General features: G+C 57.8%; 25 protein-coding genes. 22 read left to right on the top strand and 3 right to left on the bottom strand.

Annotation, left to right across the window (positions count from 1 at the left end; genetic code table 11):
* Nucleotides 1-593: hypothetical protein (locus SMC1_RS03795; protein WP_133299407.1), on the bottom strand; the 593-nt coding region annotated here is incomplete at its 3' end.
* A gap of 130 nt (nt 594-723) precedes the next feature.
* Here SMC1_RS03795 and SMC1_RS03790 point away from each other — a divergent pair.
* From SMC1_RS03790 to SMC1_RS03715, 17 genes are all read left to right on the top strand, one after another.
* The gene (locus tag SMC1_RS03790; protein WP_119085470.1) at nt 724-3,774 is read left to right on the top strand and encodes an Eco57I restriction-modification methylase domain-containing protein; all 3,051 of its coding nucleotides are present in this window, start codon (nt 724-726) and stop codon (nt 3,772-3,774) included.
* 11 nt (nt 3,775-3,785) lie between these two features.
* On the top strand, nt 3,786-4,625 hold the full coding sequence (locus tag SMC1_RS03785; RefSeq protein ID WP_119085469.1) for a hypothetical protein: 840 nt from the start codon (nt 3,786-3,788) through the stop codon (nt 4,623-4,625).
* A gap of 747 nt (nt 4,626-5,372) precedes the next feature.
* Nucleotides 5,373-5,669, top strand: coding sequence for a hypothetical protein (locus SMC1_RS10335; RefSeq protein ID WP_126855162.1), 297 nt, complete (start codon nt 5,373-5,375; stop codon nt 5,667-5,669).
* 192 nt (nt 5,670-5,861) lie between these two features.
* Nucleotides 5,862-6,911 (top strand): helix-turn-helix domain-containing protein, encoded by a 1,050-nt coding sequence (locus SMC1_RS03770; RefSeq protein ID WP_119085466.1) that lies wholly within the window; start codon nt 5,862-5,864, stop codon nt 6,909-6,911.
* Complete coding sequence (locus SMC1_RS03765) at nt 6,877-7,341, top strand: PIN domain-containing protein (protein ID WP_119085465.1); 465 nt, start codon at nt 6,877-6,879, stop codon at nt 7,339-7,341. The genes SMC1_RS03770 and SMC1_RS03765 overlap by 35 nt, the downstream gene beginning before the upstream one ends.
* Nucleotides 7,342-7,408: 67 nt before the next feature.
* Nucleotides 7,409-7,570 (top strand): hypothetical protein, encoded by a 162-nt coding sequence (locus SMC1_RS10530; protein ID WP_165849190.1) that lies wholly within the window; start codon nt 7,409-7,411, stop codon nt 7,568-7,570.
* Between the two features lie 95 nt (nt 7,571-7,665).
* Nucleotides 7,666-8,310, top strand: coding sequence for a type IV toxin-antitoxin system AbiEi family antitoxin domain-containing protein (locus SMC1_RS03760; RefSeq protein ID WP_119085464.1), 645 nt, complete (start codon nt 7,666-7,668; stop codon nt 8,308-8,310).
* A 63-nt stretch (nt 8,311-8,373) separates the two neighbouring features.
* Entirely contained in the window at nt 8,374-8,514 is a 141-nt protein-coding gene (locus SMC1_RS10525; protein ID WP_165846669.1) for a hypothetical protein, read from the top strand.
* A gap of 165 nt (nt 8,515-8,679) precedes the next feature.
* Nucleotides 8,680-9,471, top strand: coding sequence for a PhzF family phenazine biosynthesis protein (locus tag SMC1_RS03755; RefSeq protein WP_119085463.1), 792 nt, complete (start codon nt 8,680-8,682; stop codon nt 9,469-9,471).
* A gap of 318 nt (nt 9,472-9,789) precedes the next feature.
* Nucleotides 9,790-10,269, top strand: a complete 480-nt coding sequence (locus SMC1_RS03750; RefSeq protein ID WP_119085462.1) for a hypothetical protein — start codon at nt 9,790-9,792, stop codon at nt 10,267-10,269.
* A gap of 62 nt (nt 10,270-10,331) precedes the next feature.
* The gene (locus SMC1_RS03745; protein WP_165849188.1) at nt 10,332-11,138 is read left to right on the top strand and encodes a M23 family metallopeptidase; all 807 of its coding nucleotides are present in this window, start codon (nt 10,332-10,334) and stop codon (nt 11,136-11,138) included.
* Between the two features lie 50 nt (nt 11,139-11,188).
* Entirely contained in the window at nt 11,189-11,743 is a 555-nt protein-coding gene (locus SMC1_RS03740) for a hypothetical protein (protein ID WP_119085460.1), read from the top strand.
* A 74-nt stretch (nt 11,744-11,817) separates the two neighbouring features.
* Nucleotides 11,818-12,408: an RNA polymerase sigma factor gene (locus SMC1_RS03735; RefSeq protein ID WP_165849187.1), complete on the top strand. Its 591-nt coding sequence runs from the start codon at nt 11,818-11,820 to the stop codon at nt 12,406-12,408.
* Nucleotides 12,402-13,289 (top strand): hypothetical protein, encoded by an 888-nt coding sequence (locus SMC1_RS03730; protein WP_119085458.1) that lies wholly within the window; start codon nt 12,402-12,404, stop codon nt 13,287-13,289. Before SMC1_RS03735 ends, SMC1_RS03730 begins: the two co-directional genes overlap by 7 nt.
* Before the next feature lie 61 nt (nt 13,290-13,350).
* Nucleotides 13,351-15,012 carry a nucleoside kinase gene (locus SMC1_RS03725; protein ID WP_119085457.1) on the top strand — a complete coding sequence of 554 codons (1,662 nt, stop codon included), beginning with the start codon at nt 13,351-13,353 and terminating at the stop codon, nt 15,010-15,012.
* A 12-nt stretch (nt 15,013-15,024) separates the two neighbouring features.
* Complete coding sequence (locus SMC1_RS03720; protein ID WP_119085456.1) at nt 15,025-15,855, top strand: hypothetical protein; 831 nt, start codon at nt 15,025-15,027, stop codon at nt 15,853-15,855.
* Nucleotides 15,856-15,953: 98 nt separating this feature from the next.
* Complete coding sequence (locus SMC1_RS03715; RefSeq protein ID WP_119085455.1) at nt 15,954-16,784, top strand: FTR1 family iron permease; 831 nt, start codon at nt 15,954-15,956, stop codon at nt 16,782-16,784.
* Between the two features lie 62 nt (nt 16,785-16,846).
* Here the strand turns inward: SMC1_RS03715 and SMC1_RS03710 are convergent, their stop codons facing one another.
* Both SMC1_RS03710 and SMC1_RS03705 read right to left on the bottom strand, forming a co-directional pair.
* Nucleotides 16,847-17,617, bottom strand: coding sequence for a M23 family metallopeptidase (locus tag SMC1_RS03710; protein ID WP_119085454.1), 771 nt, complete (start codon nt 17,615-17,617; stop codon nt 16,847-16,849).
* A 235-nt stretch (nt 17,618-17,852) separates the two neighbouring features.
* Entirely contained in the window at nt 17,853-19,268 is a 1,416-nt protein-coding gene (locus tag SMC1_RS03705; protein WP_119085453.1) for a hypothetical protein, read from the bottom strand.
* A gap of 248 nt (nt 19,269-19,516) precedes the next feature.
* On the opposite strand from SMC1_RS03705, the gene SMC1_RS03700 reads away from it, so the two are divergent.
* The 5 genes from SMC1_RS03700 (at nt 19,517) to pepV (ending at nt 23,952) form a co-directional block, all read left to right on the top strand.
* Complete coding sequence (locus SMC1_RS03700; RefSeq protein WP_119085452.1) at nt 19,517-20,158, top strand: ECF transporter S component; 642 nt, start codon at nt 19,517-19,519, stop codon at nt 20,156-20,158.
* A gap of 181 nt (nt 20,159-20,339) precedes the next feature.
* Nucleotides 20,340-21,314 (top strand): phosphate acetyltransferase, encoded by a 975-nt coding sequence (gene pta / locus SMC1_RS03695; RefSeq protein ID WP_119085451.1) that lies wholly within the window; start codon nt 20,340-20,342, stop codon nt 21,312-21,314.
* 77 nt (nt 21,315-21,391) lie between these two features.
* Nucleotides 21,392-22,009 (top strand): chromate transporter, encoded by a 618-nt coding sequence (locus SMC1_RS03690; protein WP_119085450.1) that lies wholly within the window; start codon nt 21,392-21,394, stop codon nt 22,007-22,009.
* Nucleotides 22,006-22,536, top strand: coding sequence for a chromate transporter (locus SMC1_RS03685; protein ID WP_165849186.1), 531 nt, complete (start codon nt 22,006-22,008; stop codon nt 22,534-22,536). Before SMC1_RS03690 ends, SMC1_RS03685 begins: the two co-directional genes overlap by 4 nt.
* A 12-nt stretch (nt 22,537-22,548) precedes the next feature.
* A complete protein-coding gene (gene pepV / locus SMC1_RS03680; RefSeq protein ID WP_119085448.1) occupies nt 22,549-23,952 on the top strand; it encodes a dipeptidase PepV in 1,404 nt (467 codons plus the stop codon).
* Nucleotide 23,953 lies beyond the last annotated feature (1 nt).

The raw sequence follows: 23,953 nt of genomic DNA, 5'->3' as shown, positions 1-23,953 counted from the left end.
GTACTTTGCCAGACGGTTGCACCCGTCGTCTTGTCAAGACACGCGATAGACGCAACAACGCCGGGCTCGCCCGACTTGAATATGTCCGTGCGGACAAAAAAGAGGTGCTTCCCATCCGTCGTAAATGTCGTATACGGTCGTATATACGCAAACGCGTTCGTGTATACTGACCAAAGCTTCTTCCCCGTTGCCTGGTCCCATGCAGTCGTCCATTGAGTCAAGTCGTCATGGTACGAGAAGGTATATAGCGTACCATCCAGGAACTGTGGTATGCCGGCGCAAGCATCATTGCCCAGGTTCAGATTTTCAGTGGCGTATGATGCAACAGCCTTGGCAGGTACCGCAAGCAGGCCGTTTACATCGACAAAGGTGCTATTGACAGTGCCCGACGTTGCCTGGTTCTGACATCCTGTCATGGCAGTACTGAGCAGTGTCAGTATGAGCAACCCTGCGATGATCCATGGACGCTTCTGTAGTTGTTTGTTCGTGTCCATTTCTTGCCCTCCGTCTTCCCTTCTTGATCCAATGGTGGACAGGAACCCGGTCACCAGAGCCGTCAGCGCGCCGTATCGGTGCGGTATCGCAGCGGACATTGTGTCCTCCACTACAAATATAACGCGTTGGTGATGTTTTTGCTAATCGGCTGGGCAGCAGACTTGGTCGCAGGTCTGTTCCACGTTGCACGTCTCTCGTTTTGTGTACTATACTAAACAAGGAGGCTTCATGGAGAATCTGCCGGACGAACTGGTCCAACTGATCGACCGCTTCAAGGAACACTTGGAGCAGTACAAGGGTGTCTCGTACGATGAAGCCAACACACGTACTGACTTCATCGATCCCCTGTTTGAGCTACTGGGCTGGGACGTCGCCAACACGGCCGGCTATGCCGAGCAGTACCGCGAGGTCATCCGGGAGGACAAGGTCAGCATCGAGGGCGGCACCAAAGCCCCTGATTACTGCTTCCGCATCGGTGGTGTCCGCAAGTTCTTTGTGGAAGCCAAGAAGCCGTCGGTCGATCTGCGCAACGACCCCAGTCCCGCCTACCAGTTGCGCCGCTACGCCTACTCGGCCAAACTGCCGCTGTCGATCTTAACTGACTTCCAGGAATTCGCTGTCTATGACACGCGCATCAAGCCCGGCCCCAATGACAGCGCCTCTGTGGCTCGTATCCAGTACTTCACTTTCGAGGACTATCCCGGGAAGTGGGCGTTCCTCACCGGTACCTTCTCCCGCGAGGCCATCCTGCACGGTGCCTTCGACAAGTATGTTGAGGACACGCGCAGTAAGCGGGGCACCAGCGAAGTCGACAAGGAGTTCCTGAACCTCATCGACCAGTGGCGCGAGAAGTTGGCGCGCAATATCGCCCTCCGCAACCGCGACCTGCCCCTCCACCAGCTCAACTTCGCCGTCCAGAAGACAATCGACCGCATCGTGTTCCTGCGCATCGCCGAGGACCGCGGCATCGACATCTATGGCACACTGCACTCCCTGCTCAACGGCACGAACCAGTACACGCGCCTGCTGCAGCTCTTCACCCAGGCCGACGCGCGGTACAACGGTGGACTCTTCAACTTCGCCGAGGACACGCTGACCCCGGGCCTGACGGTCGACGACAACATCATCAAGGACATCGTCCGCAGCGTCTACTACCCGCAGAGCCCCTACGAGTTCTCGGTGCTGGACGTCGCCATCCTGGGCAACATCTATGAGCAGTTCCTGGGCAAGACCATTCGCCTCACCACCGAGCACCGCGTCAAAGTGGAGGAAAAGCCCGAAGTCAAGAAAGCCGGCGGCGTCTACTACACCCCACGGGATATCGTGGAGTACATCGTGGACCATACCGTCGGGGAGGCACTCAAGGAGACGACCCCCACCAAGGTCGAGCAACTGCATATCCTCGACCCCGCCTGCGGTTCCGGCAGCTTCCTGCTGGGAGCATACGACAAGCTGCTCAGCTGGCACCTGGACTGGTACACTCAGGACGTACACCTCGCCAAAGCGCTCAAGGACCACTGTATCATTGAGCCGCGCGCAGGCGACTATCGCCTGACCATCGACGAGAAGCGCCGCATCCTGACCAACAATATCTACGGCGTGGACATCGACGACCAGGCAGTCGAGATCGCCAAGCTGTCGCTGACCCTGCGGCTGCTGGAGGGTGAGACCTCCGAGACCGCTGAGCTGTTCACGAGGGGTGGCCGCCAGCGCCTGCTCCCCAAGCTGGAGAGCAACATCAAGTGTGGCAACTCCCTTATCGGTCCCGACTTCTACAGCGACAAGCCCGAGAGTCTGTTTGTTGACGACGACACGCGCTACCGCATCAATGCCTTCGACTGGAAGGGCCCCAACGGTTTCAAGCAGGTCTTTGATACCCATGGCGGCTTCGACGTCGTGCTGGGAAACCCACCCTATATCCGTATCCAGACTCTCAAGGAATTCAACCCCCTTGAGGTCGAATACTACAAGGGAAAATACAAGGCAGCGAGCAAGGGCAACTACGACCTGTACGCCGTCTTCGTCGAGCAGGGTCTGAACCTGCTGAATGAACACGGCCGCCTGGGCTACATCCTGCCACATAAGTTCTTCAATGCCCAGTATGGCGAACCGCTGCGCAAGTTGATTGCTGATGGCAGTCATCTGCGGAGCATTGTTCATTTCGGAGACCAGCAGGTCTTTGGCAACGCGACCACGTACACATGCCTGCTCTTCCTTGACGCCCAGCCACACGAGAGCTTCCACATCGCCAAGGTCACCGACCTTGCCGCATGGCGCCGTGACCGTTCCGCCACCGAGGGAGATCTTCCAGCGATCACGGCCACCTCAGCCGCATGGAATTTCACCGTCGGCGATGGTGCAGCTCTCTTCGAGAAGTTGAACAAGATGCCGGTGAAACTGGGGGATGTGACACTGCGGATATTCCAGGGCATCAAGACAAGTGCTGACGCCGTGTACATTTTGGAGGAACGCGAACAAGGGAGCACAGACGTTCGCATCTACTCGCGAGCGACCGGACAGGAACACTCGCTGGAAACCGAACTCCTCCATCCTCTCGTCAAGGGCGGCAATAGCAAGCCTTATGCTCTGACTCGCGGCAAACTGCTTATCCTCTTCCCCTATTCACGCAGCACAGGAACGATGGCACTCATCAACGACAAGGAGCTACAGTCCCGGTTTCCACTTACATGGGAGTATCTGTTAGCCAACAAGCCGTACCTTGAACAGCGCGAAGGTGGCAGAATGCGCGGTCCGAAATGGTATGGCTACATCTACCCGAAAGCACTCGATGTCATGCATCTACCTAAGCTCTTCACCCCCGATATTGCGCCGCGTGCCTCGTTTTCACTCGACGAGATCGGTGACATCTTCTTCACCGGTGGCGTTGCTGGCGGCTACGGACTGCTTGCCGCACCGCCATACTCGCCAAAGTTTCTACTGGGGCTCCTCAACAGCAGGCTCCTGGATTGGATGCTGAAGAGAATCGCTACTTCCATGCGGGGAGGGTACTACAGTTTCGAGTCCCGCTTCATTCGAGACCTCCCCATCCGTCCCATCGACTTCACGAACCCCGCCGACAAGGTGGTACACGACGAGATGGTCCGCGTCGTCGACCAAATGCTGACGCTTCACCACCAGCTCGCTGCCTCCGGCACCGACCGCGAGAAGTCCGGTCTTCAGCTCCAGATAGCCGCCCTCGACCGCGCCATCGACTCCCTCGTCTTCCGTTTGTACGGCTTGAGGGTGGCAGAAAACGAAGTGCTTCAGCAAACCAAATAGGGGAGACTTTCGTGAGAACAGAGGCAGATGAACTCATTACCTATCTGGGCAGTTTCCGCAAGCGCTGGAATGTGGACACAACGGCAATACAGCGATTCGAGGAATTTCAGAGTCGAGCACTCCATACAGTGTCCACCGTGGTCGGATCCGATCTGATCTCTCGCCCTGAGCTCTCAAATGACTATTTGAGAATCATCGGGCGTCCACCTGATGTCCGTCTCAACTGGCTAGTCCATAGCGTCAGAGATACGCCGGTCTGGAAAGTTCTGGCAGACACAATGGTACAGGCGTGGGAGTTCGTCTTTCGCCTTGAGTCATTGTTTCACCTATCGTTTCGAGCGGAGACTCTGGAGCACTTGGCTGCTGGGATTCGAGAAGATATCAGAGCCTCCGGTGCGCCGATGGTGTTGGCACGCAGCAAAGGCAACTATCTCATCTACCGAAAGGGAGCGAGACTCCTTGATGAGAAGGTAGTGAATACAGACCTAGAATGGCTATCTGACTACCCAAAGGCGTTGACTGCGCTTGAGAACGCCCTAGCGCAGTCTGCTGATCCCGCCAAGCAACGAGAAATGCTGGACTCGCTGAGAGTCTCCTTGGAGAACTTCGTCAAGCAGCTGCTCGGAAACAGAAGAAGCCTGGAGAACAACAAAGAGGCTCTTCTCAAGTGGATGGACGAGCGTGGCTCTAATACCGAAACTCGGCAAATGATGAGCCAACTGTTCCAGTCCTACTGCAACTACCAGAACAATCACGTCAAGCACGGCGACGGCTGGAAGCCAGCCGAGGTTGGCTTCATCCTCTATCTGACCGCAACGTTCATCAACCTTCTTGTAGAACTGGACCACTAGCGGGGAAGCCCAACTTCGAGCATGCCCCTCTCCGACGACGACAGCATGTACAGCTATTCTGTGGAATTCATGGGGCTCACTGGGTCCTACCCCGATACTCCCGTACATACGAGACTCTGTTCCTATGACATCATCGATGGAGTGCCGGTGCTAATCGAATCGGCACCTCCAAATCAGACGCGACTATATGAACGCGCTTGGGATGACACTGATGGGCCGTTCGCTCCGCCTGCCGAGCTCCTCAAAGTAGCTATGTGGTTGTGCTTCCCCACGTTCCCAATGTTCGAGTTTGGCGAACGTTCTCCCGACTCGATGTTGGTGCAAAGCCCCTGTCCGCTAAGATGGCGTGCAGTTGGGGCCATCATCCGACGTGTGTTCTCCGATGCCACTGGCGAACTGGCAGTGCGCAACCCCTCCAATGGCTACAGAAGGCAAGTGCTGGATACTGGTGTGTCCACTGTGCATCTTGCAGGGTCGTCATCTTCCGTAGATACACTTGTGGAAATATGAAGCCATGACGATCGACAGACAGGGGCCGCTATTGCCAGTGAGGCCAGGATTCATGCTCTGTTCAGACACGACATACACGTACCAGAAAAGCTCGCCAAGCGATACTTCGACCTTCTATCAACCTCACCTCGGCTGGTACAGGTTGCCGTTCATTACTACGCCAGAGCATGCGCTCTCGTTAACCAGGGTTTTGCCGAAGAAGCAGGACTCAGCCTCTATTTGGTCTATGAGACGATCATGAAGGACTTCGAGCTTCTCCATGACCTGAAAGGCAAGAAGCGATCGCTGAAAGGACTCAAGAGGGCAATCAGACTTCCCTCTGGCTACTACGCCTGGCTGGATGAGCTCAGGGACGCAAGAAGTCATCTCCTTGCTCATCCCGACTACTGGATGTTTACGTGTGATCAAGGTGTAAACGATCCTGATAGCTACTGCTACGACCATTTCGTTGCACTCAGCCTGCTGCTCGTGAAATACGCACACTACCGTCGCCGGTATCCTGGAGAGGTCGAACTTCCTGATCCGAACGACTGACAACAGGGACTCCTGCCAGAACCACATACTAGGACACACACTCTCCTAATCCCGATCCTGCGCCTTCCCCGTATCAAACCAGTGTCACGTCAGTTTACATTTCTCACATTTGTGGTATCTTGTTAACCGTTCGTATGAGTGATTCGTGTGAATACGTAGAACTTTTCCCACGCGGCAACGTGGAGGTGCGAGATGGAGATTGGTACCAGACTACGTGTAGCTCGCAAGCAGAAGGGACTGTCCGTGCGAAAGCTGGGAGAGATCGTGGGCGTAAGCGGAGTTGCTGTATCCAAATATGAACGTGATCTGGACATGCCAAGTTCAGGCGTCCTCATGCGACTGTGCCAAGCGCTGGATCTGAGCCTGGAGCGACTCTTCAGGTCGACAGCCGTTGTCCTGTCGGAACCAGCATACCGCAAGCGCTCAGATCTGGCGGTCAAAGAGTGCAAGGCCATCATGAAGGCCGTTCAAGACAAAGCTGAGCGTTATAGCGAAGCCGAGGAGCTCGCACAACGTCACGAAAAGCTGAAGTTGCCCGTATTGAGTGTCAGCGATGCCGCAGATGTGGAAGACGCGGCCAAGAGATTACGTTCTGATTGGCATCTGGGCCATGATGCCATTCCGAGCATGGTGGCACTGCTGGAAGACCACGAGATCCAAGTCATTGAGCTGACTGCGCATGATCACTTCGATGCCTGTGCTCTGGAATCCGACGGTCGGCCCTTTGTCGTCGTTCGTACCGGAGCTCCCGTCGATCGAGTCCGATTCACGCTTGCCCACGAGCTGGCTCACCTGGTCCTGCAACATCCGTCAGGCAAGGTGCCAGAGGGACTAGCCAACCGCTTCGCCGGGGCATTTCTCGTTCCTGCTGATACTGCAATGCGCGAACTCGGTGAGCACCGCGATCATCTGAGCAGGGTTGAGCTGCAGTTACTCAAGGCAAAGTATGGCCTAAGCATGGGTGGATGGGTTCACCGCGCAGCGGACCTCAAGATCATCTCGTCCACCGAGAACATTCGATGGCAGAAGCTGCGCAATCGGGAGGGATGGCGCACGGAAGAGCCTTCGTGCGGGCTGACGCCCGAGACGCCACAGCGAATGGAGCGCATGGTCATGCGCGCGTATGCTGAGGGTGAAGTCACGGGAATGCGTGCGGCCGAGCTCCTTGGTTGGAGCCTGGAGAAGGTTCTCGGTAACGGAGAGGGGCATGTCGATTCACTCGTCGCTGAGCCTGGTCATTGACAGCAATATCTGGATATATCTGAGCACGTGCGGTCTTGTTGACGCCGCCTTCAGATTGGGCTCTCTTCACGTCCCAGATCTCATGCGCACCAAAGAACTCCTCACTGAACTGACGTGGCAGGACCTGAAGGATAAAGGTGCAGCGTTCGAGGAACTCACGTCCGATAGCGTGAGGACTCTCACCGAAATCCTGGACAGTACTGGTAGAGTTTCGGTCTGCGATGTGGTGTGCCTCGTACTAGCAGAACAGATGAATATCCCTCTCGTCACTCATGACAAGAGACTTCTCGCGGTAGCAAGAAAGAGGAATGTGCTCACACATAACTTTGACGCATTGCTTGAACTTATGGTGACAGCCGGCATCATTGATGAATCCGTCCGCACGGACGCCATCCAGACCCTGGTCGAACACAATATGAGGCCACAATGAACAACGATCGTCTCTTGACGCCTACAACGTCTGAGCCGTATTCTGCATTTCTTGAAGGAGGAAAGATATGAAGAGCATTCGTGAAATGACGGCCGATACTGAAGTGTATCGGCAGGAAATCAGAAGACTTGTCGAGACCGATCCGAAGGCAAAGCAGATATACCTCGAAATGAAGACTGAACTGGCTGCAGAATGGCAGTTGTGTGACCTGCGCAAGAGTGCTGACTGACTCAGAGGGTCGCCGCCGAACGCACCCACAAGACAGAGTGATTTGACTATCCATATGATTGCACAATACTTAAGAAAATGTTAAGGGTTGTGCAGATGGGAAAGACACGGGAATCGGAACGCAACATACGGAGCATTGCCTCTCGCCAGCAGGGATACTTCACTGCCAGGCAGGCTCTTGAAGCTGGTTACTCATATCCCTCACAGTACTACCAGAGTGAGACCGGAAACTGGATACGGGAGGGGTACGGCGTTTACCGCATTGCCGACTACACGGCGGCTGATCGACCGGACCTTGTGCTGTGGTCGCTCTGGTCACGTGACAGACAGGGCAAACCTCAGGGCGTGTTCTCTCATGAGACGGCCCTGTCCATCTATGAACTCTCCGACGTGATGCCTGCAAACCTCCATATGACAGTCCCGCTAGTATTCAGGAAGTCGGCCAGGGTACCCGCCGTCCTCGTCGTCCATCGTACAACGCTCGAGCCCGTCGACATTCAGGTAATGGAGGGGTACAGCATCACACGTCCCTTGAGAACAATCATCGATGTTGCTACCGCCGGGACCATCTCCAATGACCTTCTCGATCAGACCATCCGCCAAGCCCTCCAGCGTGGGCTCGTGCAGCAGGACGACCTGACCAACGCTGCTGAACTGAACTCGTCGTCTGCCTTCGCGGAGATCATGCGGAGCAACGCCTTGTTGCACTGCCGAGTGACCCGGCATAGAATGCTGCCATGAAATACTGCATCATCGACGCGTTTGCAGGCATTCTGGCCAAAGGGCCCGAAGAGGAGGTTTGACATGCCATTGAAGAAGGGGTACGGCAAAAAGACGGTTGGGGAGAACATCAAGACCGAACTCAAGGCCGGCCGTCCTCAGAAACAAGCCGTAGCAATTGCTCTTTCTGTTGCAAGGAAGGCCAAGAAGAGTCACGGCAAGTAGCAGAACGTGTCTGGACAGTCCAAAGCATCTGGCCAAGTTCGTCAGCACAGGCTGGAGTGTTGGGTGCGTTAGTCTGTAGCTCCAGATAACCTCACAGAGGCCTTGCTATTGTGTTTCGGGAATACTGACATTGCGCAACGAGGCTTCTCATCATAGAATACTGACATGAAATACTACATCATCGATGCGTTTACCGATAGGTTATTTGCAGGGAATCCAGCAGCGGTGTGCCTCCTGCAGGAACCGCTGGCGGACGAGGTCATGGCGTCCATCGCACGAGAGATGAACCTGTCGGAGACAGCGTTCGTCCTGTGGGAGAACGACGCCTGGCGTCTGCGGTGGTTCACGCCAACAGTGGAAGTGCCACTGTGCGGCCACGGGACCCTCGCTACTGCCCGGGCGCTGCGCGAGGCCGGCATCGTGACAGACGACGAAGTCTACTTCCGCAGCCTGAGTGGGGACCTTGCCGCCCGGTACCAGGAGGACTGGATCGAGCTCGACTTCCCATCGCTGCCCCCCACGCCTGCGCCCGTCCCCGCAGGGGTCCTCGACGCCCTGAAGCTCGACAGCGCTCCCCGTTGGACCGGTGTCAACGCCCACCGCTACTGGCTGCTCGACCTTGGGTCGGCGGCGGCCGTGCGTGTCCTGGCGCCTGACCGTGCAGCCACGATGGCAATCGACCTGCCCGGCATTGTCGTGACGGGAGCGGGTGATGCGCCATATGACTTCACGTCCCGCTTCTTCGCGCCCGCCGACGGCATCTTCGAGGACCCGGTCACCGGCTCCGCGCACGCGGCCCTGGCGCCCTACTGGAGCAGTGTGCTTGGCAAGACCGACTTCGTCGCCTACCAGGCATCCTCACGCGGAGGCATCCTGAAGGTGCGCCTCGCGGGCGACCGCGTGCTCATCGCAGGCGAAACGGTCGTGGTGGCCACCGGAGACCTGCGCATTCCCTGAGGCACCACCTGTAGGGCCACGCCTGCAGACAACGGTAGGATTGGATTCCTGCATGTGCGGGATGACATACCACACCACTGATGCCCCGCCGCTCCTGACCCTCGCACATATTCCCTCCTCCTTCAGCGCTGCCGACCCCCGGCAGCGCTGAACTATTTCTGGATACCTCCGTCAGCAAAAACAAACCCATTGCGTTATAGAGGTGAGGGGGTAAGGCAAATGCGTGCAGAGAAGTAGGGATACTGAAACGTCCTGACTTGTTGAAACATTTGGCCCAGTGATGGGAAGAAGTAGCGTCATTAACGAGAGGAGTAGTAGATGAAGTATCTCAAGAGCATTTTGGTTCTTGTTGTTCTGCTTGCACTCCTGGGGGCAAACCAGTCGGTCCTTGTCCGCGCCGACAAAGTATCTGCCGCCACAAATACTGAACAGGTACCTGTGATGGCAAATGGAAAGATCCATCCTTTCAGTGTCAGCATCGGAACTTTTGGTTATAAGGATACGAGTGAAACGTATACTGTTAAGGCTGGCAAGTATATCATCGCGTATCTGGAGAAGTCTGGTGGCCACGATGTCTATATGACGGTCATCTGCCCAGACGATCAGCATCTGGTCGGCGGAAACAACTATAAGGTGAAGTTCGCCAAAGAAGGCCAGACAAAGCTTCTATGGACAAACATTACTGCTACAACGAAATACGTGACGATCAGAATGAGTTCACCTGCACTGGCTCCCGTCCATGCAACAGGCACAGTCTCCACCGGCTGGTACACTAAAAATGACACGACGATCTATTAGTACTGACTGACAAAGGTCAGATCCCGGGCCTCTGCGGCTCTTTCTAAAGGAGTGGAATGGACATGAATCAGAAACAATCAAAAAAGGCAGACACATATTCAAGTGGATTCTATGTTCCTGACGCTCAACAGAAACAGCACAGGTCCTCGCCGCGAATGCATCGGCGCAGAAAAGGATGCCTGACGATTGTTCTTGTCCTGGCTCTTGCGACTGGATCGTGGATGTGGTACCGGTCACAGGTGACTGCACATGGAGACATCACTCCTTCGTCTCTCAACGCACCGTTCAGTATCCTGCACCCTATTTCATCTCTGGAAGCACGGAGAACGGAACAAGCAACATGGGGTGCTGTTGAAGCACAGAATCCGACTGCAATGGTGCACGAACTAACGCTTGAAGATGCTTTCTTTCGCCGTATGACGACAAAAGCACGGCAGTGGCAGGTTGTTGCCCTGGCAACTCCCAAGCAACTGACTGCTCCTCTTGATGGTGACCTGGAGGTAACATCGCCGTTTGGCCCGCGCGAGCATCCCGTTATTGGCCAGGAACTCGACCATCTCGGCATTGACCTGGTTGCGCCTCTGGGAACGTCCGTCAAGGCAGCCGAACGAGGAGTTGTCGCCTGGGAGGGACGCAAATGGGGATATGGCAATTGTATCGTGATCCGCCACTCCACCCATCTGGCGAGCATCTATGGGCACTTGAGCCATACCAATGTGCACGTTGGACAATCGGTCAGCAAAGGAGAGGCCATCGGGCTGTCGGGTTCCACCGGATTCAGCACCGGACCGCACCTACACTTTGAAGTACGAAGGGACAGTACGCCGGTTAATCCCCTGCCGCTCCTGGCATCTTCTTCAGGTGGATAACAAACACATCGTACATTGGTCAATTGGCACTATCCTAGCGGAGGCATACTATGGAAACAGAACGAAAGATACAGAAGAGACACCTCCTGCATATAAGCAGGAAAACAAGAAAACTGCTGCTCCTTATCATTCCAGTCGTTGTCATGCTCAGCGCCGTGCTCCTTGTCTGGCGGCCATGGTACACACCAAAGCCATATTCTTCTCTTCCCCCCGATCCATGGATCCATATGGTGTCCCCCCATTCAGAACTGCTGGAGGATCAGAAACTGGCGGACAGTGGCAAACACCCCGAACTTCTGGACCCACGAAAAGCATTGGCCGCCTCTCTTGCAACAGATGATGATTATCTCGATCTACGGCCTCAATATAGATTCAAAGTACAAGCCTCGGACTTTCAGGATTATGGAAAAGATCCCAAGAATGGAGACCAGCTCTTTCTTGGTATGTTTCCAAAGCAAGGTATATTCGTCTTCTTCCGGCTGCGCCAAGTTCTTGGTGCAGGACCAACCAAAGCCTGGTCTGTTATTGGATACCTGATTGTTCCTTACAGCTCATCATGGCAGGAAATAACAGAGGGTCAGTTTCTCCTCAACGGTCCCCAATAATCCCCTCAATAAGAGTTGTATACCCCCGAGCAATCCTCGGGGGTATACTATCATTGAAAAAGGGGGCGGATCTGGTGGAAGGCAAGTCTGACAAGGAACTTCTGAAAGATGCATTAAGCGACACGGGTGCAGTAGCTGTGCTGTATGAGCGATACCGTGACCGCATCCTTGCGTGTCTCATCCATACAGTGCTGGAACGAGACCTGGCCGAGGAGCTGACCGAGGCCACCTTTGCCAAGATGGTGGACAACCTGCCTAAGCTGGCGCATGGCAGTGCTCCTTTGGTTCAATGGCTGTATCGCGTCGCTAACAACGAGGCTATGTCATGGTTTCGCCATCATCGTGCTGAGGAACGGTACCTTGCGCGTGTCCGCGTCGGAGATAATGAGTCTGACCCTGACTATGATGACATGGTCAGTGAAGCACAACGTCACGAGAGCGAGCTGCGGACCGCTGCAGTGGGCCTGACCCCCTTTGAACGAGCGTGCGTCATGCTTTGTTACAGTGAGGAACTGAAGCCACGGGAGGTTGCCGCGATTCTTGGCTGTACAGCGAAGCGAGTGAGCAATGCCCTTCAGCATGCCTGTCGCATCCTACGCTCAGGCATCGAAGTAAATCCAGATGAATCGCGTTGTACTCATGAGGGGAAGGTGAGAGAATGTTGACGCAAGAGGAACTGGAACGTATTCTCCGGTCGGCCAACTGGAATGAGATCGACCCGGCACCCGACGACAAATGGAAGGAGAAAAGCGAACAACGCCTGATTAAACGGCTTGAACGCCTGCAGACCCATTGGCGTCATGTGCGGATCTGGCGCGGAGTCTGCTGTTCTGCAGTTGCAGTAACTCTTGTGATCGGGTGGTTTGTTGGAACCGCTCCGCTGAGAACAGCGATCCACGCCACGGCACAATTGTCCCCCAGTGTGCGTTTGCTTCAGGAAACACAGAAAGAAACACCCATCCCCGATGCAACGGAGCTGCTGCTGCATCAGATGTGGAATAAACTGATAGTACTAGTCACACCCGGGGCACGTTCAGCAGTAGTCACAGATGCACGATGGGATTCTGCGACGGGCCTGGTCCGCGCAGAAGTGCGGGGCGTGGATGGCTACATTCTGGTTGACCCTCACTCTGCGTCCGTTGTCGGCGTAGTGGGTATGAAAACGCCGGCCGATGCCAGTGTCCAGGAGTCGTCCATGCCTCTCTTTGTTCGGCTGGAGCTGGCACGGCAGCTTGCCATGGCTGATCCCATGGTACAAACGACCGGCCGCCGGGCGGTAGCAGTCTCTTCTCTGGCGGTTTATCATCTTGAGTCCACAAATCGTGCGTCCTCATATCCCACTTCTGAAAAGCAGCAGCGCATTCCGCCGGGAACGCTTGTTGCTGTGCTTCTGCAGAAATCCAGTGAAACCAGTCCCGACTTGATAGCGATCGTGGATACCAATGAACGGCGCGTCGTCCAGGTCATTAATTCAGCCCGATTAAAAGGACTGGTGGTTAGTAACCTCATCGGAACATACGTTGTGATAGATAACGACGGTAACTAGTCCGATCACGTCTTGTCCCTCTTGGCGGTAAGCGTAGACTGAGAAGTCAGGAGGCATCACAATGGCGACAGAGATGATCAGGCTGCACATAGAAGAGACCGGCCAGGACGTCCTATACCCGCGAGGGGTCCGTCTGGACTCGCTGGCAAAGGATTACGCAGCGTACCACACGTCACGCATCATGGCGGCACGCGTCAACAACGACATCCGTGAGCTGTTCAAGACGCTGAACCACGACGCCACCGTCCGCTTCATCGACATGAGCGTCGAAGACGGCGCACGCATCTACCAGCGTGGTCTCGTGTTCATCCTGTACGCTGCAGCACGTGACCTCTTTCCCGACCGGAGGCTCCGGGTCCTTCATTCGCTGGGGCAGGGGCTGTTCTGCGACTTCCGGGAGATGCGCGTGACCGACGACGAGATCGCCCAGATCAAGCAGCACATGCACGAGCTCATCGACCAGGACCTGGAGTACCAGAAGCAGGAGCTGTACAAGTGGGATGCCCTGCAGCTGCTGGAGAACCTGGGCATGCACGACAAAGCCGAGCTGCTGCGCTACCGCAGCAAGTCCACCGTCAACATCTACTACCTGGGCAAACACCCCAACTACTTCTACGGCTTCATGCCACACAGCACCGGTGATACGCCGCTCTTCGACCTCATCCCCTATCGCACCGGTATGGTGCTTGTCTTCCCCGGCATCACCAGCCCCACCGCTCTGCCGGACTACGTGCCTCAGGCCAAACTGGCCGACATCTTCGATGAGGCGGAGGAGTGGGGACGCATCATCGGCGTGGAAACGACGGGAGACCTCAACGATGTCGTGGCCGGCGGCGGAACCCGCGAACTCATCATGGTGAGCGAGATGCTGCATGAGAAAAAGATCGCGCAGCTGGCCGACCGCGTTACGGCCTCTGGAGCCCACCTGGTCCTCATCGCAGGCCCGTCCTCGTCCGGCAAGACAACAGTCAGTAAGCGGCTTGCCCTGCAGCTCAGGGTCAACGGCTTCGACCCTCATGCTATCTCGCTGGACGACTACTTCGTCGACCGCGACAAGACACCTCGGGACGCAGAGAGCCAACCCGACTTCGAGTGTCTGGAGTCGCTCAACACGGCGAGGTTCAACGACGATCTCAACCGTATCCTGGCCGGGGTGACTGTCACGCTGCCGAGGTACAGCTTCAAGGCCGGGACCTCCTCCGATACTGGCGAAACCGTCATTCCCAACGACCGCACCATTCTCGTCGTCGAGGGCATCCATGGGCTGAACCCACAGCTGACCGCGCAGATACCGGACCCCTTCAAGTTCCGCATCTACGTGTCGGCTCTCACCTTCCTCAACCTGGACGCCGACAACCGCATCCCGACGACGGACGTACGGATCCTGCGGCGCATGGTGCGTGACCACAACTTCCGCGGGTACTCGGCCCTGCAGACCCTGCAGATCTGGCACTCTGTCCGCATGGGCGAGGAACGGCACATCTTCCCCTTCCAGGAGAACGCCGACGCCATGTTCAACTCGTCGCTTGTGTACGAGCTGGCCTTCCTCAAGAACTACGCCATGCAGCTTCTGCTGCAGATCGACAACACGGTGCCCGAGTACTCCGAGGCACGCCGGCTGATCCGGTTCCTGGACTACTTCCTGCCGGTGATGGACATCGACGTCATCCCCAGCACATCCATCATTCGCGAGTTCATCGGCAACAGCTACTTCAACTACTAGGCGGGGGCACTCATGCACACGGACAGAATCATGCAACTGGCACTGGACATGGCGGGACTCACGGAGGTCCCGGAGGACACACAGGTGTACGTACCCGGTGAGATCACGAAGGCACTGGTGTGCATTGACGCCGACACGGGTCTGCTGAGCATCGCCCGCGACCTGGGGTACGATGGCGTTATCGTGCACCACCCGCAGGGAGACGACGCCATGCTGAATCTCCACCTCGTCATGAACCGACAACTGCAGACCCTCACGAAAGCAGGTGTACCAGAGGACGAGGCACGTGAGGCCCTGAGGCCCCGGCAATTCGGTGTCGAGCGAAACAACCATATGCGCAACTGGGACTACATGCCCAGCGTCGCCCGCCTGATGGGGATGCCATTCATGAACGTCCACTATCCCTGCGACCTGATGATGGAACGCATCGTGGACGCCCACGTTCAGCGGCGCCTGGCCGAGACTGGTCCTGCAGCGACCGTACAGGACCTCACCGCTATCCTGCTCGAACTCCCAGAGTACGCGCACGCGAAGACACGTCCCGCGGTGGTCGTCGGGGACCCCGCTGCGCCAGCCGGCAAGGTCGTCACCGCCTTCGCGGGCGGCACCAACGGTGGCGCTGCCGTCGTCCAGACGTACTGGCGCCATGGCGTCGGGACCGTGATGACCCTCCACATGGAGGTCGCCGACATCCTGAAGCTCCGCCAGTCAGAGGTCAAAGGGACGCTCGTCGTCGCCGGTCACATGGCCTGCGATTCCGTGGGACTCAATGCACTCATTCGGGTTCTGCGGGCAAACGGGCTCAATCTGACGCCAATGGGCGGCATCGTGCCAGGGGCGTAAAGACGACGATGTTGACACCTGCTTCACTTGTTTATTAGAATAGCTACATATACTTTCTTGCTGAGCGCCTGTTGTGAGCCGGCACGAAAGGGTGAGATATGCTGAATACGTTCATTATAACACTTCGAGAGGGAGTAGAGATAGCGGTCGTGCTGGCTATCATTCTGGCCCACCTGCGTCAACTGGGCGCCAGCCGGTCTGCGGGCAAGGTGTGGCTGGGGACAGTGGCGGCGGCGATTCTCAGCGTTGCGGCAGCTGTTGGTATCTTCGCCGTCCTGCACACGACGAAGGTCGAACGCTTCCAGGCGCCCCTCGAGGGAAGTCTGAAGTTCCTGGCGGTCATCATCCTGACGTGGATGACCCTCTGGATGAAGCGCGAGTCAGCAACGATCGGTTCCAGCCTACGGCAACGCGTGCTGCATGCCGTCAGTGGCGGTTCTGTGTGGACACTCGCCTCGCTCGCATTCATCTCTGTGATCCGGGAGGGTATCGAGACCGTCCTCTTCGTCGTCGGCTCCACGCAGCATGCCAGTCCAGCTGCAACCATCAGCGGCGCCGTGCTCGGCTTCACCGTTGCCGCCATTCTTGGCGAGATCGTTTATGGCGGGAGCAGGCGTATGGCTCTCAAGCCGTTTTTCACCGTCATGAGCGTCCTCCTCATCGTCATGGCCGCCGGTCTCCTGGTCGGGGGTATCGGCGAGTTCCAGGGTCTTGGGCTTCTGCCGACAGGAATCGCCCCTCTCTGGTCCACGCGGGCTCTACTGAGTGACACCAGTATCGTCGGCGGGCTCCTGGGTTCTATCTTCGGATATGTTGACAGCCCCAATCTCGTCCAGGTCATCACATGGATTGCCTACCTGACCGGAGCGCTGTGGGCATACTTTCGCCCAGCAACGTCAGCATCGATCACCCCACATCAGTCAGCTTGAGAACTCTTTGACTCTAGTGCGGAGCGCCAAACACTGAGGATGCGGTCACTGATGACCGTCCCCTATTCGGTTGTCTCGATGGGAGGCAGCCACTCCAGCGGATTGGTCGGTTCGCCATTCTGGCGCACCTCGAAGTGAAGGTGGGGACCAGTGCTGAAACCAGTGTTGCCCGTATACCCGAGGAGCTGCCCTTTCTGGACGCGTTCGTAGGGCTGGACCGTAAACTTCCACAGGTGGCCGTAGACGGTGGCAATGCCTCCACCATGCAGGAGGACGATCATGTTGCCATAGGCAGTCTTGCGGCCGATGTACAGGACCACCCCATCAGCGGGCGCAACGATGGGTGAGCCGTAGTGAGTGCGCAGGTCGATGCCCCGGTGAAACGCCTCTTCACGGATGATGGGGTGCATCCGTTCGCCATAGGGCGACGTGACCATCATGGGTCCTGCCAGCGGCCATGCCAGCTCCACCACGGGTTGGAGCTGGGCGACGATTGTGGGGTCGACACCGGCGATGACAGACCGGACCAGCTGGTCCTCGCGGTTGTCCTGGCGTATCATGGCCTCGTGGTCTCCGGCCTCGACTGCAGCCACGTCTGCCGCTTCTTCAGCCTCGGTCATCTGCAGAATGCGCTCCTGCTGTGCCACCTGGGCATCATAAACGACGCCAATCTCCTGCCACAGGAGACGTTGTCTGGCTTGCCAGACGTCCGCCGACTGCACGTAGGCGACCACATGACGCCCGTCCGCACGGTTACGGCTGAATCCGACTGCAACGACGACTGCCGCTGCAACGGCTATCACCAGCAGGATCCATCCCACTGCCTTGCGCATTTTCACTATCCAAACCTCCACGTTCGCGGCGCAGACTCATCTGGGCCTGACCTTTTAGTATATGGCGCTCGGCGCCCTGGGCAACGGCAACAATGCATTACGTTAGCCCTGATGCCTTCGCCGTCATGCTCGCGAAGGAGGGGACCAGGCAATGATGGAGGTATGGATTCCCGCATGCGCGGGAATGACAGATCAGAACAATGGTACGGTCGGCGTCACGAGGACGACCACGATCCTACTGCTTTGCCGGAAGGTCCTGCTGCGCCGTCAGCGCGCGGTCGATCTCCTGCAAGATGTGCTTGGCGCTGCGCCAATCCAGCATCAGGACGAGCAGGTCCCTCTTGTGTGCCTCGTTGATCACCTTGCCCGAGAAGGAATGGCTGATGTACGACGTCAGGACGACCACGAGGCGGGTAGTGGAAAGGACTGCCGGGTCGAGGTCTTCCTTGCCATTTGTGGCGATACAGACGCTGTTGGGAAGCCATGTCTGCAGGTTTCGGGACAATGTCTCATGTCCACCGGCGACCAGGACCCGCTCGGTGATGGAGCGCACGGTGTACTGCACTTCGGCCTCAGGCTCCTCGCGCGCCGAGAGAATGCCCATCAGCCGCGAGATCTCGGCCTCGCGCGCGCTCAGCCGGTCGCGTGCCCGGTCCAGCTCGCCGGTCAGGCGGTGCGCCTCGCGCAGTTGTATCACAAGGTCTGCGCGTGCCCTGCGCAGTTCCTCGCCATCTGCCGGGGCGCCGACCGACGGAGTCGGTTCGTAGGCAGTCGATGACTGTGTCACCGGCACCTGCCTCAGGGCGAAGAGTCCGGCGAGCATGCTGACGGCCGTCGCATCGTCGAGTCTGGCATCGGTTCCAGCAAGCAGGAAGGCAGACTGCCAGACGTCTCCCGGTCCTGGAGAGATGGTCTGGTCCACCTGCGCCACCTGCCTGAGAACGTCACGGGCAGCGCTCAGGCGCGTCGCAAGCTCCCGGTCTCCACTGTCGCCACCGGTCGCTCGCCACCACAGCTGGTCATACCTCAAAGCGGCATCATAGCGGGACCGGCTTACCAGATCGATCTCCGCGGCTGCCAGGGTCAGGCGGTGCAGCGCCTTGACGAGAGAATGGTCCAGAGCCTCACGCAACGGGGTCTCCGCCACTGGGACACCACAGACGCCAGCGTACCATGCCAGTACCACCAGTTCCACATCGGGCTCTTGCTGCTGTTCCCTGGGATGCATCGCCCTGAACCGCTCCAGGCTGATGCTCTCGCCGGCGCTGACCGTTTGCCACGCGCGGCGCCAGCCGTCCCGCATGATCTCACCCAGGCAGGCCCGCGCCTGCTGGTCATGCTGTGCCGCCAGCGATACTCCCACCAGCCTGCACGCATACGCAGCGTCTTCCATGGACAAGGTGACCAGCGCCGGGTGACGCACGAGCATGCTGCCCGCCGCGTGCGCGTCCCAGGTGGGGTGAGCCAGCCGCAGCGCGTCATCGATATGCCGATGCAGATGGGCATTCGCGGCACAGGCCGCAAGCGCAAACGGAGCAAGATCGGGCCGGATGGCCGGACGTACGGATGGGATGACGGAACCAGGGTGCTGTCCCCCAGCTAGTTGCGCTTTCAGTGCCTGCGCCAACCGTGCCTTCTCGTTCTCATCCATCGCTCACCTCCCATCATAAACAGTATATTGCCCGTCATGGCGTTGTCACGCCGCAACCATCAACATTCTGAAAGGGTACAGGAGCTGCGTGCGTTGGGCCAAGCCTTGCTGCAGAAAACCTGCTACAATAGAATTCGGATCGCTCAGCAAGGCGGTCTCGCATGACGACATCGCCGCCTTCTCCGTGCCGGGAAGCGGCCGCGACTGTTGCGCCGAGGATGCCGCACTCTGTTACATGGAGGTTTGGCATGAAAACACCGCTTAAAAGAAAAACTGTCACTCTGACCCAATTCGCCATGTTTCTCGCTATTGAAGCTTTGGTCTGCTTTACACCACTCGGCTCCCTTCCGGCGGTGGGACCGATCGTCGCGACGCTCGGCATGGTCCCCGTCATCATCACGGCCATCCTTCTCGGCACCGGCGCGGGCGCTTGTATGGGAGCGTTCGCCGGCTTGTTCAGCTTTTTGGTCTGGACGTTCACCCCGCCGAACCCTCTGGTCGCGTTTGTCTTTACTCCGTTCTACGCGCTCGGGACTACGCGAGGAAATGTGTGGAGCCTTGTCATCTGCTTTGTACCGAGGATTCTCGTCGGCGTGGTAGCGGGCGCCTGTTTCAAGCTGTTTACCCACCTGAACTGGAAAAGCGGCGTTGTCTATGGCCTCAGCGGAGCGCTGGGCAGTCTCACGAACACCCTGGGGGTCCTGGGAGGCATCTACGTCTTCTTCGGGCATAACTATGCAACGGTGCTGGGAAAAGGGTTCGACCTGCTCCTCGGATTGATCGGCCTGACCATCCTGACGAGCGGCATTCCCGAAGCGATAATCGGCGGGGTCGCCGCGTACGCCGTCTGTCGACCCATACAGAAGAATATGAAGCACGATTCTGACTAAATCCTACCGTTCAGCACCTTCGCCTTTATCCGGGTGCTGACAGGGACGGTATAGCGGGACATCCCTGCGGCTTGATATGACCGCGCAGCCCGCTGGACATGGAACGTTTCACAGTCCTGTTGGACGCCCAGCGCTGGCGTGGTACAATGCTTGCCGTAGTCATCCTTTGCGGGAGGAACACATGAATGTACTGGAAGAGATACGGGTCAAGGCGAAGGCCCTGCACCGCACCGTTATTCTGCCCGAGGGCAATGAAGACCTCACCCTGAAAGCGGCACGGATGCTGGTCGACGGCGGACTGGCCGACGTCATCCTAGTCGAGGACGAGACATCCATCCGTACCAACGCGACCCGCCTAGGCGTCGACCTGACCGGGGTGCAGATCGTGGATCCGAAGACGTCACCCAAGGCAGCCGAGTTTGCCTCCCTCATCTATGAGAAGCGCAAGGCCAAGGGCATGACGTCCGAGAAAGCGGCTGAACTGTCGGTTGACCCGATCTACTTCGCCACCTGCATGCTGGAGACCGGGATGGCGCATGCGCTGGTGACGGGCGCTGTACACAACACCGGCGACATGCTGCGGCCGGCGCTGCAGATCATCGGTACCGCCCCAGGCAACAAGACGGTCAGCTCGATGTTCCTCATGGTCATGCCCGACGGCAAGTTGCTGGGCTTTGGCGATTGCGCCGTCATCCCAGACCCCACTGTCGACCAGCTGGCGGACATCGCGATCGCTACTGCAAAGACGTACAAGACGCTGACCGGCATCGAGCCCGCTGTCGCGATGCTATCCTTCAGCACCAAGGGCTCCACCGAGCACGATATGGTTACCAAGGTCCGTGAGGCGACTGCACTGGCACACCAGAAGGCGCCCGAGCTCCTGCTCGACGGCGAACTACAGTTCGACGCCGCATATGTGCCGTCCGTCGGTGCGCGCAAGGCACCGGGAAGCCCGGTCGCGGGAAAGGCCAACGTCTTCATCTTCCCCGAGCTCAATGCCAGCAACATCGGATACAAGCTGGTCCAGCGGCTGGCGGGCGCCCAGGCGATCGGGCCCATCTCGCAGGGCCTGGCCAAGCCGGCCAACGACCTTTCCCGCGGCTGCTCGCCCGAGGACATCCGCGACGTCTGCTGCATCGCCCTTCTGAACGCGTAGTTGCAGGAACAGGCCCCCACGACATAGAAATCTGGGGGCAGTCGTGTGCTGCCCCTTTCGTGACTCCGGAGGAATGAATGGAACGGAAGAAACTCATCATCTACACAGCCGGTCATGCGTCAGTCAGAAAACAGCTTCTGCTGTTCTGGATCTTCTTCATCATCGGGGCGTTTACCATCGGAGGCGGGTACGCCATGATCCTCATGATGAAGCGCTATCTCGCCGAACAGTATCACTGGCTCAAAGACGAGGAATTCTATGACATGTTGGCCATCAGCCAGGTCACGCCCGGCCCGATCGCCGTCAACATGGCGACATTCGTCGGCTACACGCAAGGCGGTGTCCTGGGGTCCGTCCTTGCCACACTCGGCGTCAGTATCCCAGCCGTGGCTGTCATCATCGTCATTGCCGTCTTCTTCCCCGGCTTCAAAGACAACGTGTGGGTCCAACGCTTCTTCGCCGGCGTCATCGTAGGCGTCGTCGCACAGATAGCGACCATCGTCCTCGACATGGGCAAACGGCAGAAATGGACCATTGTCTCCGCTGTCGCCTGCGCGGCATCGCTCGGCATCCTGTTCTTCGTCCGCCAGGTCAGCCCCATCTGGCTCATTCTTGGCGGCGGCCTGGTCGGCCTCGCCATCGAAGCGTTCAAACCGCATGGGGCAACGCCGGCCGCCACAAAGAGGCCGTCATGATCAGCTTCCTCGCCTTGTTCGGCGTTTTCTTCAAGATAGGGATGTTCACGTTCGGCGGCGGACAGGCCATGATCCCGCTGCTGCAGAAAGATCTGGTCATCAATCTGGCCTGGATTCCCATGAAGGAGTTCCTGGACTTCGTGGCCATCAGCGAAATCACTCCCGGCCCCGTCGCCATCAACATGGCGACCTTTGTGGGGTACAAGCTGCGCGGTCTCACCGGCGCGCTGGTCACGTCGCTGGGTGTCATCCTGCCCTCGTTCATCATCATCCTCATCATCGCGACTGTCGCACACACGTTCCGCACAAACCGCTGGGTCTCTGCGTTTCTCGACGGCCTGCAACCGGTCGTGCTGGCCCTGCTCATCTATGCGGTCTACTCCATCGCCAGGGGCGGAATCCCCGCGTGGTGGGGATACGTCGCATCACTCGGCATCCTTTTGCTTATACTGAAGTATGGAAAGAAGCTCAATCTGTTCCTGGTGTTGCTTGCAGCCGGCGGACTCGGGCTCCTGATGTTCAGATAAAGGGGGAACTAAATGAAGAAAGCTATCGACAACTATCTCAACGAACACGAGAACGAGATGATGGTGGCGCTGTCCGGCGCCATAGCTATCCCATCGGTCAAAGACCCAGCGACGGCCAACTCGCATGCACCGTTTGGCAAAGAGGTCGGCCGTGCCCTCGAGTTCATGCTCAGGACCGCCGAAGGACGACGGTTCACAGCCGAAAACATGAAGAACTACGTCGGTCGCGTCCGCTGGGGCGGCGACGGGACACAATATGCCGTCCTGACCCATGTCGACGTCGTGCCGGAAGGAACAGGCTGGAGTGTTCCCCCTTTTGCCGGGACCATCAAGGACGGCCGGCTGTATGGCCGTGGCTCTACCGACGACAAAGGACCCGCCATTGCCTCCATCTTTGCGCTGGCTGCCGCCCGTGCGGCGCTGCAAGCGCAGCACATCGAGCCCAGGAACGCTATCATGCTGCTGTTTGGCACCGACGAAGAGTCCGGAATGGTCGACTTTGACTACTACTTCAAGAAGTACGGCATCCCCGAGGCCGGATTCAGCCCGGATGGTGAGTTCCCTATCGTCAACGGCGAGAAGGGTATCCTCAACCTGCAGCTGGTCGGTCACGGCATGCACGGAGGCATCCTGCGTCACGCCGAGGGCGGCACGCGTTCCAACGTCGTACCGCAGCACGCCGAGGCGGTCCTGATCACCGATCATGACAAGATGCAGCGCCTGCAAGGGTTGATCGAGCGCCTGCCCAAGGACGAGTTCTCAGTGTCAACGACGCTTGCAAACGGCGAGCTGAAGCTCAACGTGGAAGGCATGCCTGCTCATGCGTCTACTCCCGAGAAGGGCCGCAACGCCATCGGCAAGCTGCTGCAGGTGCTGGACGCCGTGCACTGTCTTGAGGACGACGAGTCCCTGCAGTTCCTTGCACGCGAGGTCGGTACCGAGTGGACCGGACATCGTGTGGGCGTCGACTTTGCGGATGAAGTCTCGGGTGTCCTCACGCTCAACCTGGGCACCCTGCATATTGACCACGATGACAGCACCGCGGTCATCAATATTCGGTATCCCATCAAGGTCACAAGCAAACAGGTCACCGACCAGTTCGTCGAGAAGTTGCTAGGGACCAAGATCGAATTCACGGTTATGTCTGACAGCACGCCACATTACGTCGACCCCGGCACGCCACTGATCCAGACACTCCAGAAAGCGTACACAGAGTACACGGGAACGGAAGCAAAGTGCTTTGCCATCGGTGGTGGCACATACGCGCGGCTCATCCCTGGCGCAGTGGCCTTTGGGCCACTGTTCCCCGGTCAGCCGATGACTGAACACGCTCCGGACGAGTTTATTGATGTCGACTCCCTGCTCAAGGCGACGCGCATCTATGCGTACGCCATGGCAGAGCTTCTGAAGGGATAAG

The sequence above is a fragment of the Candidatus Cryosericum septentrionale genome (assembly GCF_003570995.1).
Taxonomy (GTDB): Bacteria; Caldisericota; Caldisericia; order Cryosericales; family Cryosericaceae; genus Cryosericum; species Cryosericum septentrionale.
The sequence above is the reverse complement of the archived record's forward strand: the minus strand, read 5'-3'. Positions and strand labels throughout refer to the sequence as shown.

Coding starts and splice junctions, on each gene's coding strand:
- SMC1_RS03725 (WP_119085457.1), top strand. CDS start 13,351: ATGGCGACAGAGATGATCAGGCTGCACATAGAAGAGACCGGCCAGGAC.
- pepV (WP_119085448.1), top strand. CDS start 22,549: ATGAAGAAAGCTATCGACAACTATCTCAACGAACACGAGAACGAGATG.
- SMC1_RS03790 (WP_119085470.1), top strand. CDS start 724: ATGGAGAATCTGCCGGACGAACTGGTCCAACTGATCGACCGCTTCAAG.
- SMC1_RS03715 (WP_119085455.1), top strand. CDS start 15,954: ATGCTGAATACGTTCATTATAACACTTCGAGAGGGAGTAGAGATAGCG.
- SMC1_RS03690 (WP_119085450.1), top strand. CDS start 21,392: ATGGAACGGAAGAAACTCATCATCTACACAGCCGGTCATGCGTCAGTC.
- SMC1_RS03710 (WP_119085454.1), bottom strand. CDS start 17,617: ATGCGCAAGGCAGTGGGATGGATCCTGCTGGTGATAGCCGTTGCAGCG.
- SMC1_RS03730 (WP_119085458.1), top strand. CDS start 12,402: ATGTTGACGCAAGAGGAACTGGAACGTATTCTCCGGTCGGCCAACTGG.
- SMC1_RS03765 (WP_119085465.1), top strand. CDS start 6,877: ATGTCGATTCACTCGTCGCTGAGCCTGGTCATTGACAGCAATATCTGG.
- SMC1_RS03705 (WP_119085453.1), bottom strand. CDS start 19,268: ATGGATGAGAACGAGAAGGCACGGTTGGCGCAGGCACTGAAAGCGCAA.
- SMC1_RS03760 (WP_119085464.1), top strand. CDS start 7,666: ATGGGAAAGACACGGGAATCGGAACGCAACATACGGAGCATTGCCTCT.
- SMC1_RS03685 (WP_165849186.1), top strand. CDS start 22,006: ATGATCAGCTTCCTCGCCTTGTTCGGCGTTTTCTTCAAGATAGGGATG.
- SMC1_RS03750 (WP_119085462.1), top strand. CDS start 9,790: ATGAAGTATCTCAAGAGCATTTTGGTTCTTGTTGTTCTGCTTGCACTC.
- SMC1_RS03755 (WP_119085463.1), top strand. CDS start 8,680: ATGAAATACTACATCATCGATGCGTTTACCGATAGGTTATTTGCAGGG.
- SMC1_RS10335 (WP_126855162.1), top strand. CDS start 5,373: ATGAAGGACTTCGAGCTTCTCCATGACCTGAAAGGCAAGAAGCGATCG.
- SMC1_RS03720 (WP_119085456.1), top strand. CDS start 15,025: ATGCACACGGACAGAATCATGCAACTGGCACTGGACATGGCGGGACTC.
- SMC1_RS03740 (WP_119085460.1), top strand. CDS start 11,189: ATGGAAACAGAACGAAAGATACAGAAGAGACACCTCCTGCATATAAGC.
- SMC1_RS10530 (WP_165849190.1), top strand. CDS start 7,409: ATGAAGAGCATTCGTGAAATGACGGCCGATACTGAAGTGTATCGGCAG.
- SMC1_RS10525 (WP_165846669.1), top strand. CDS start 8,374: ATGCCATTGAAGAAGGGGTACGGCAAAAAGACGGTTGGGGAGAACATC.
- SMC1_RS03770 (WP_119085466.1), top strand. CDS start 5,862: ATGGAGATTGGTACCAGACTACGTGTAGCTCGCAAGCAGAAGGGACTG.
- pta (WP_119085451.1), top strand. CDS start 20,340: ATGAATGTACTGGAAGAGATACGGGTCAAGGCGAAGGCCCTGCACCGC.
- SMC1_RS03700 (WP_119085452.1), top strand. CDS start 19,517: ATGAAAACACCGCTTAAAAGAAAAACTGTCACTCTGACCCAATTCGCC.
- SMC1_RS03745 (WP_165849188.1), top strand. CDS start 10,332: ATGAATCAGAAACAATCAAAAAAGGCAGACACATATTCAAGTGGATTC.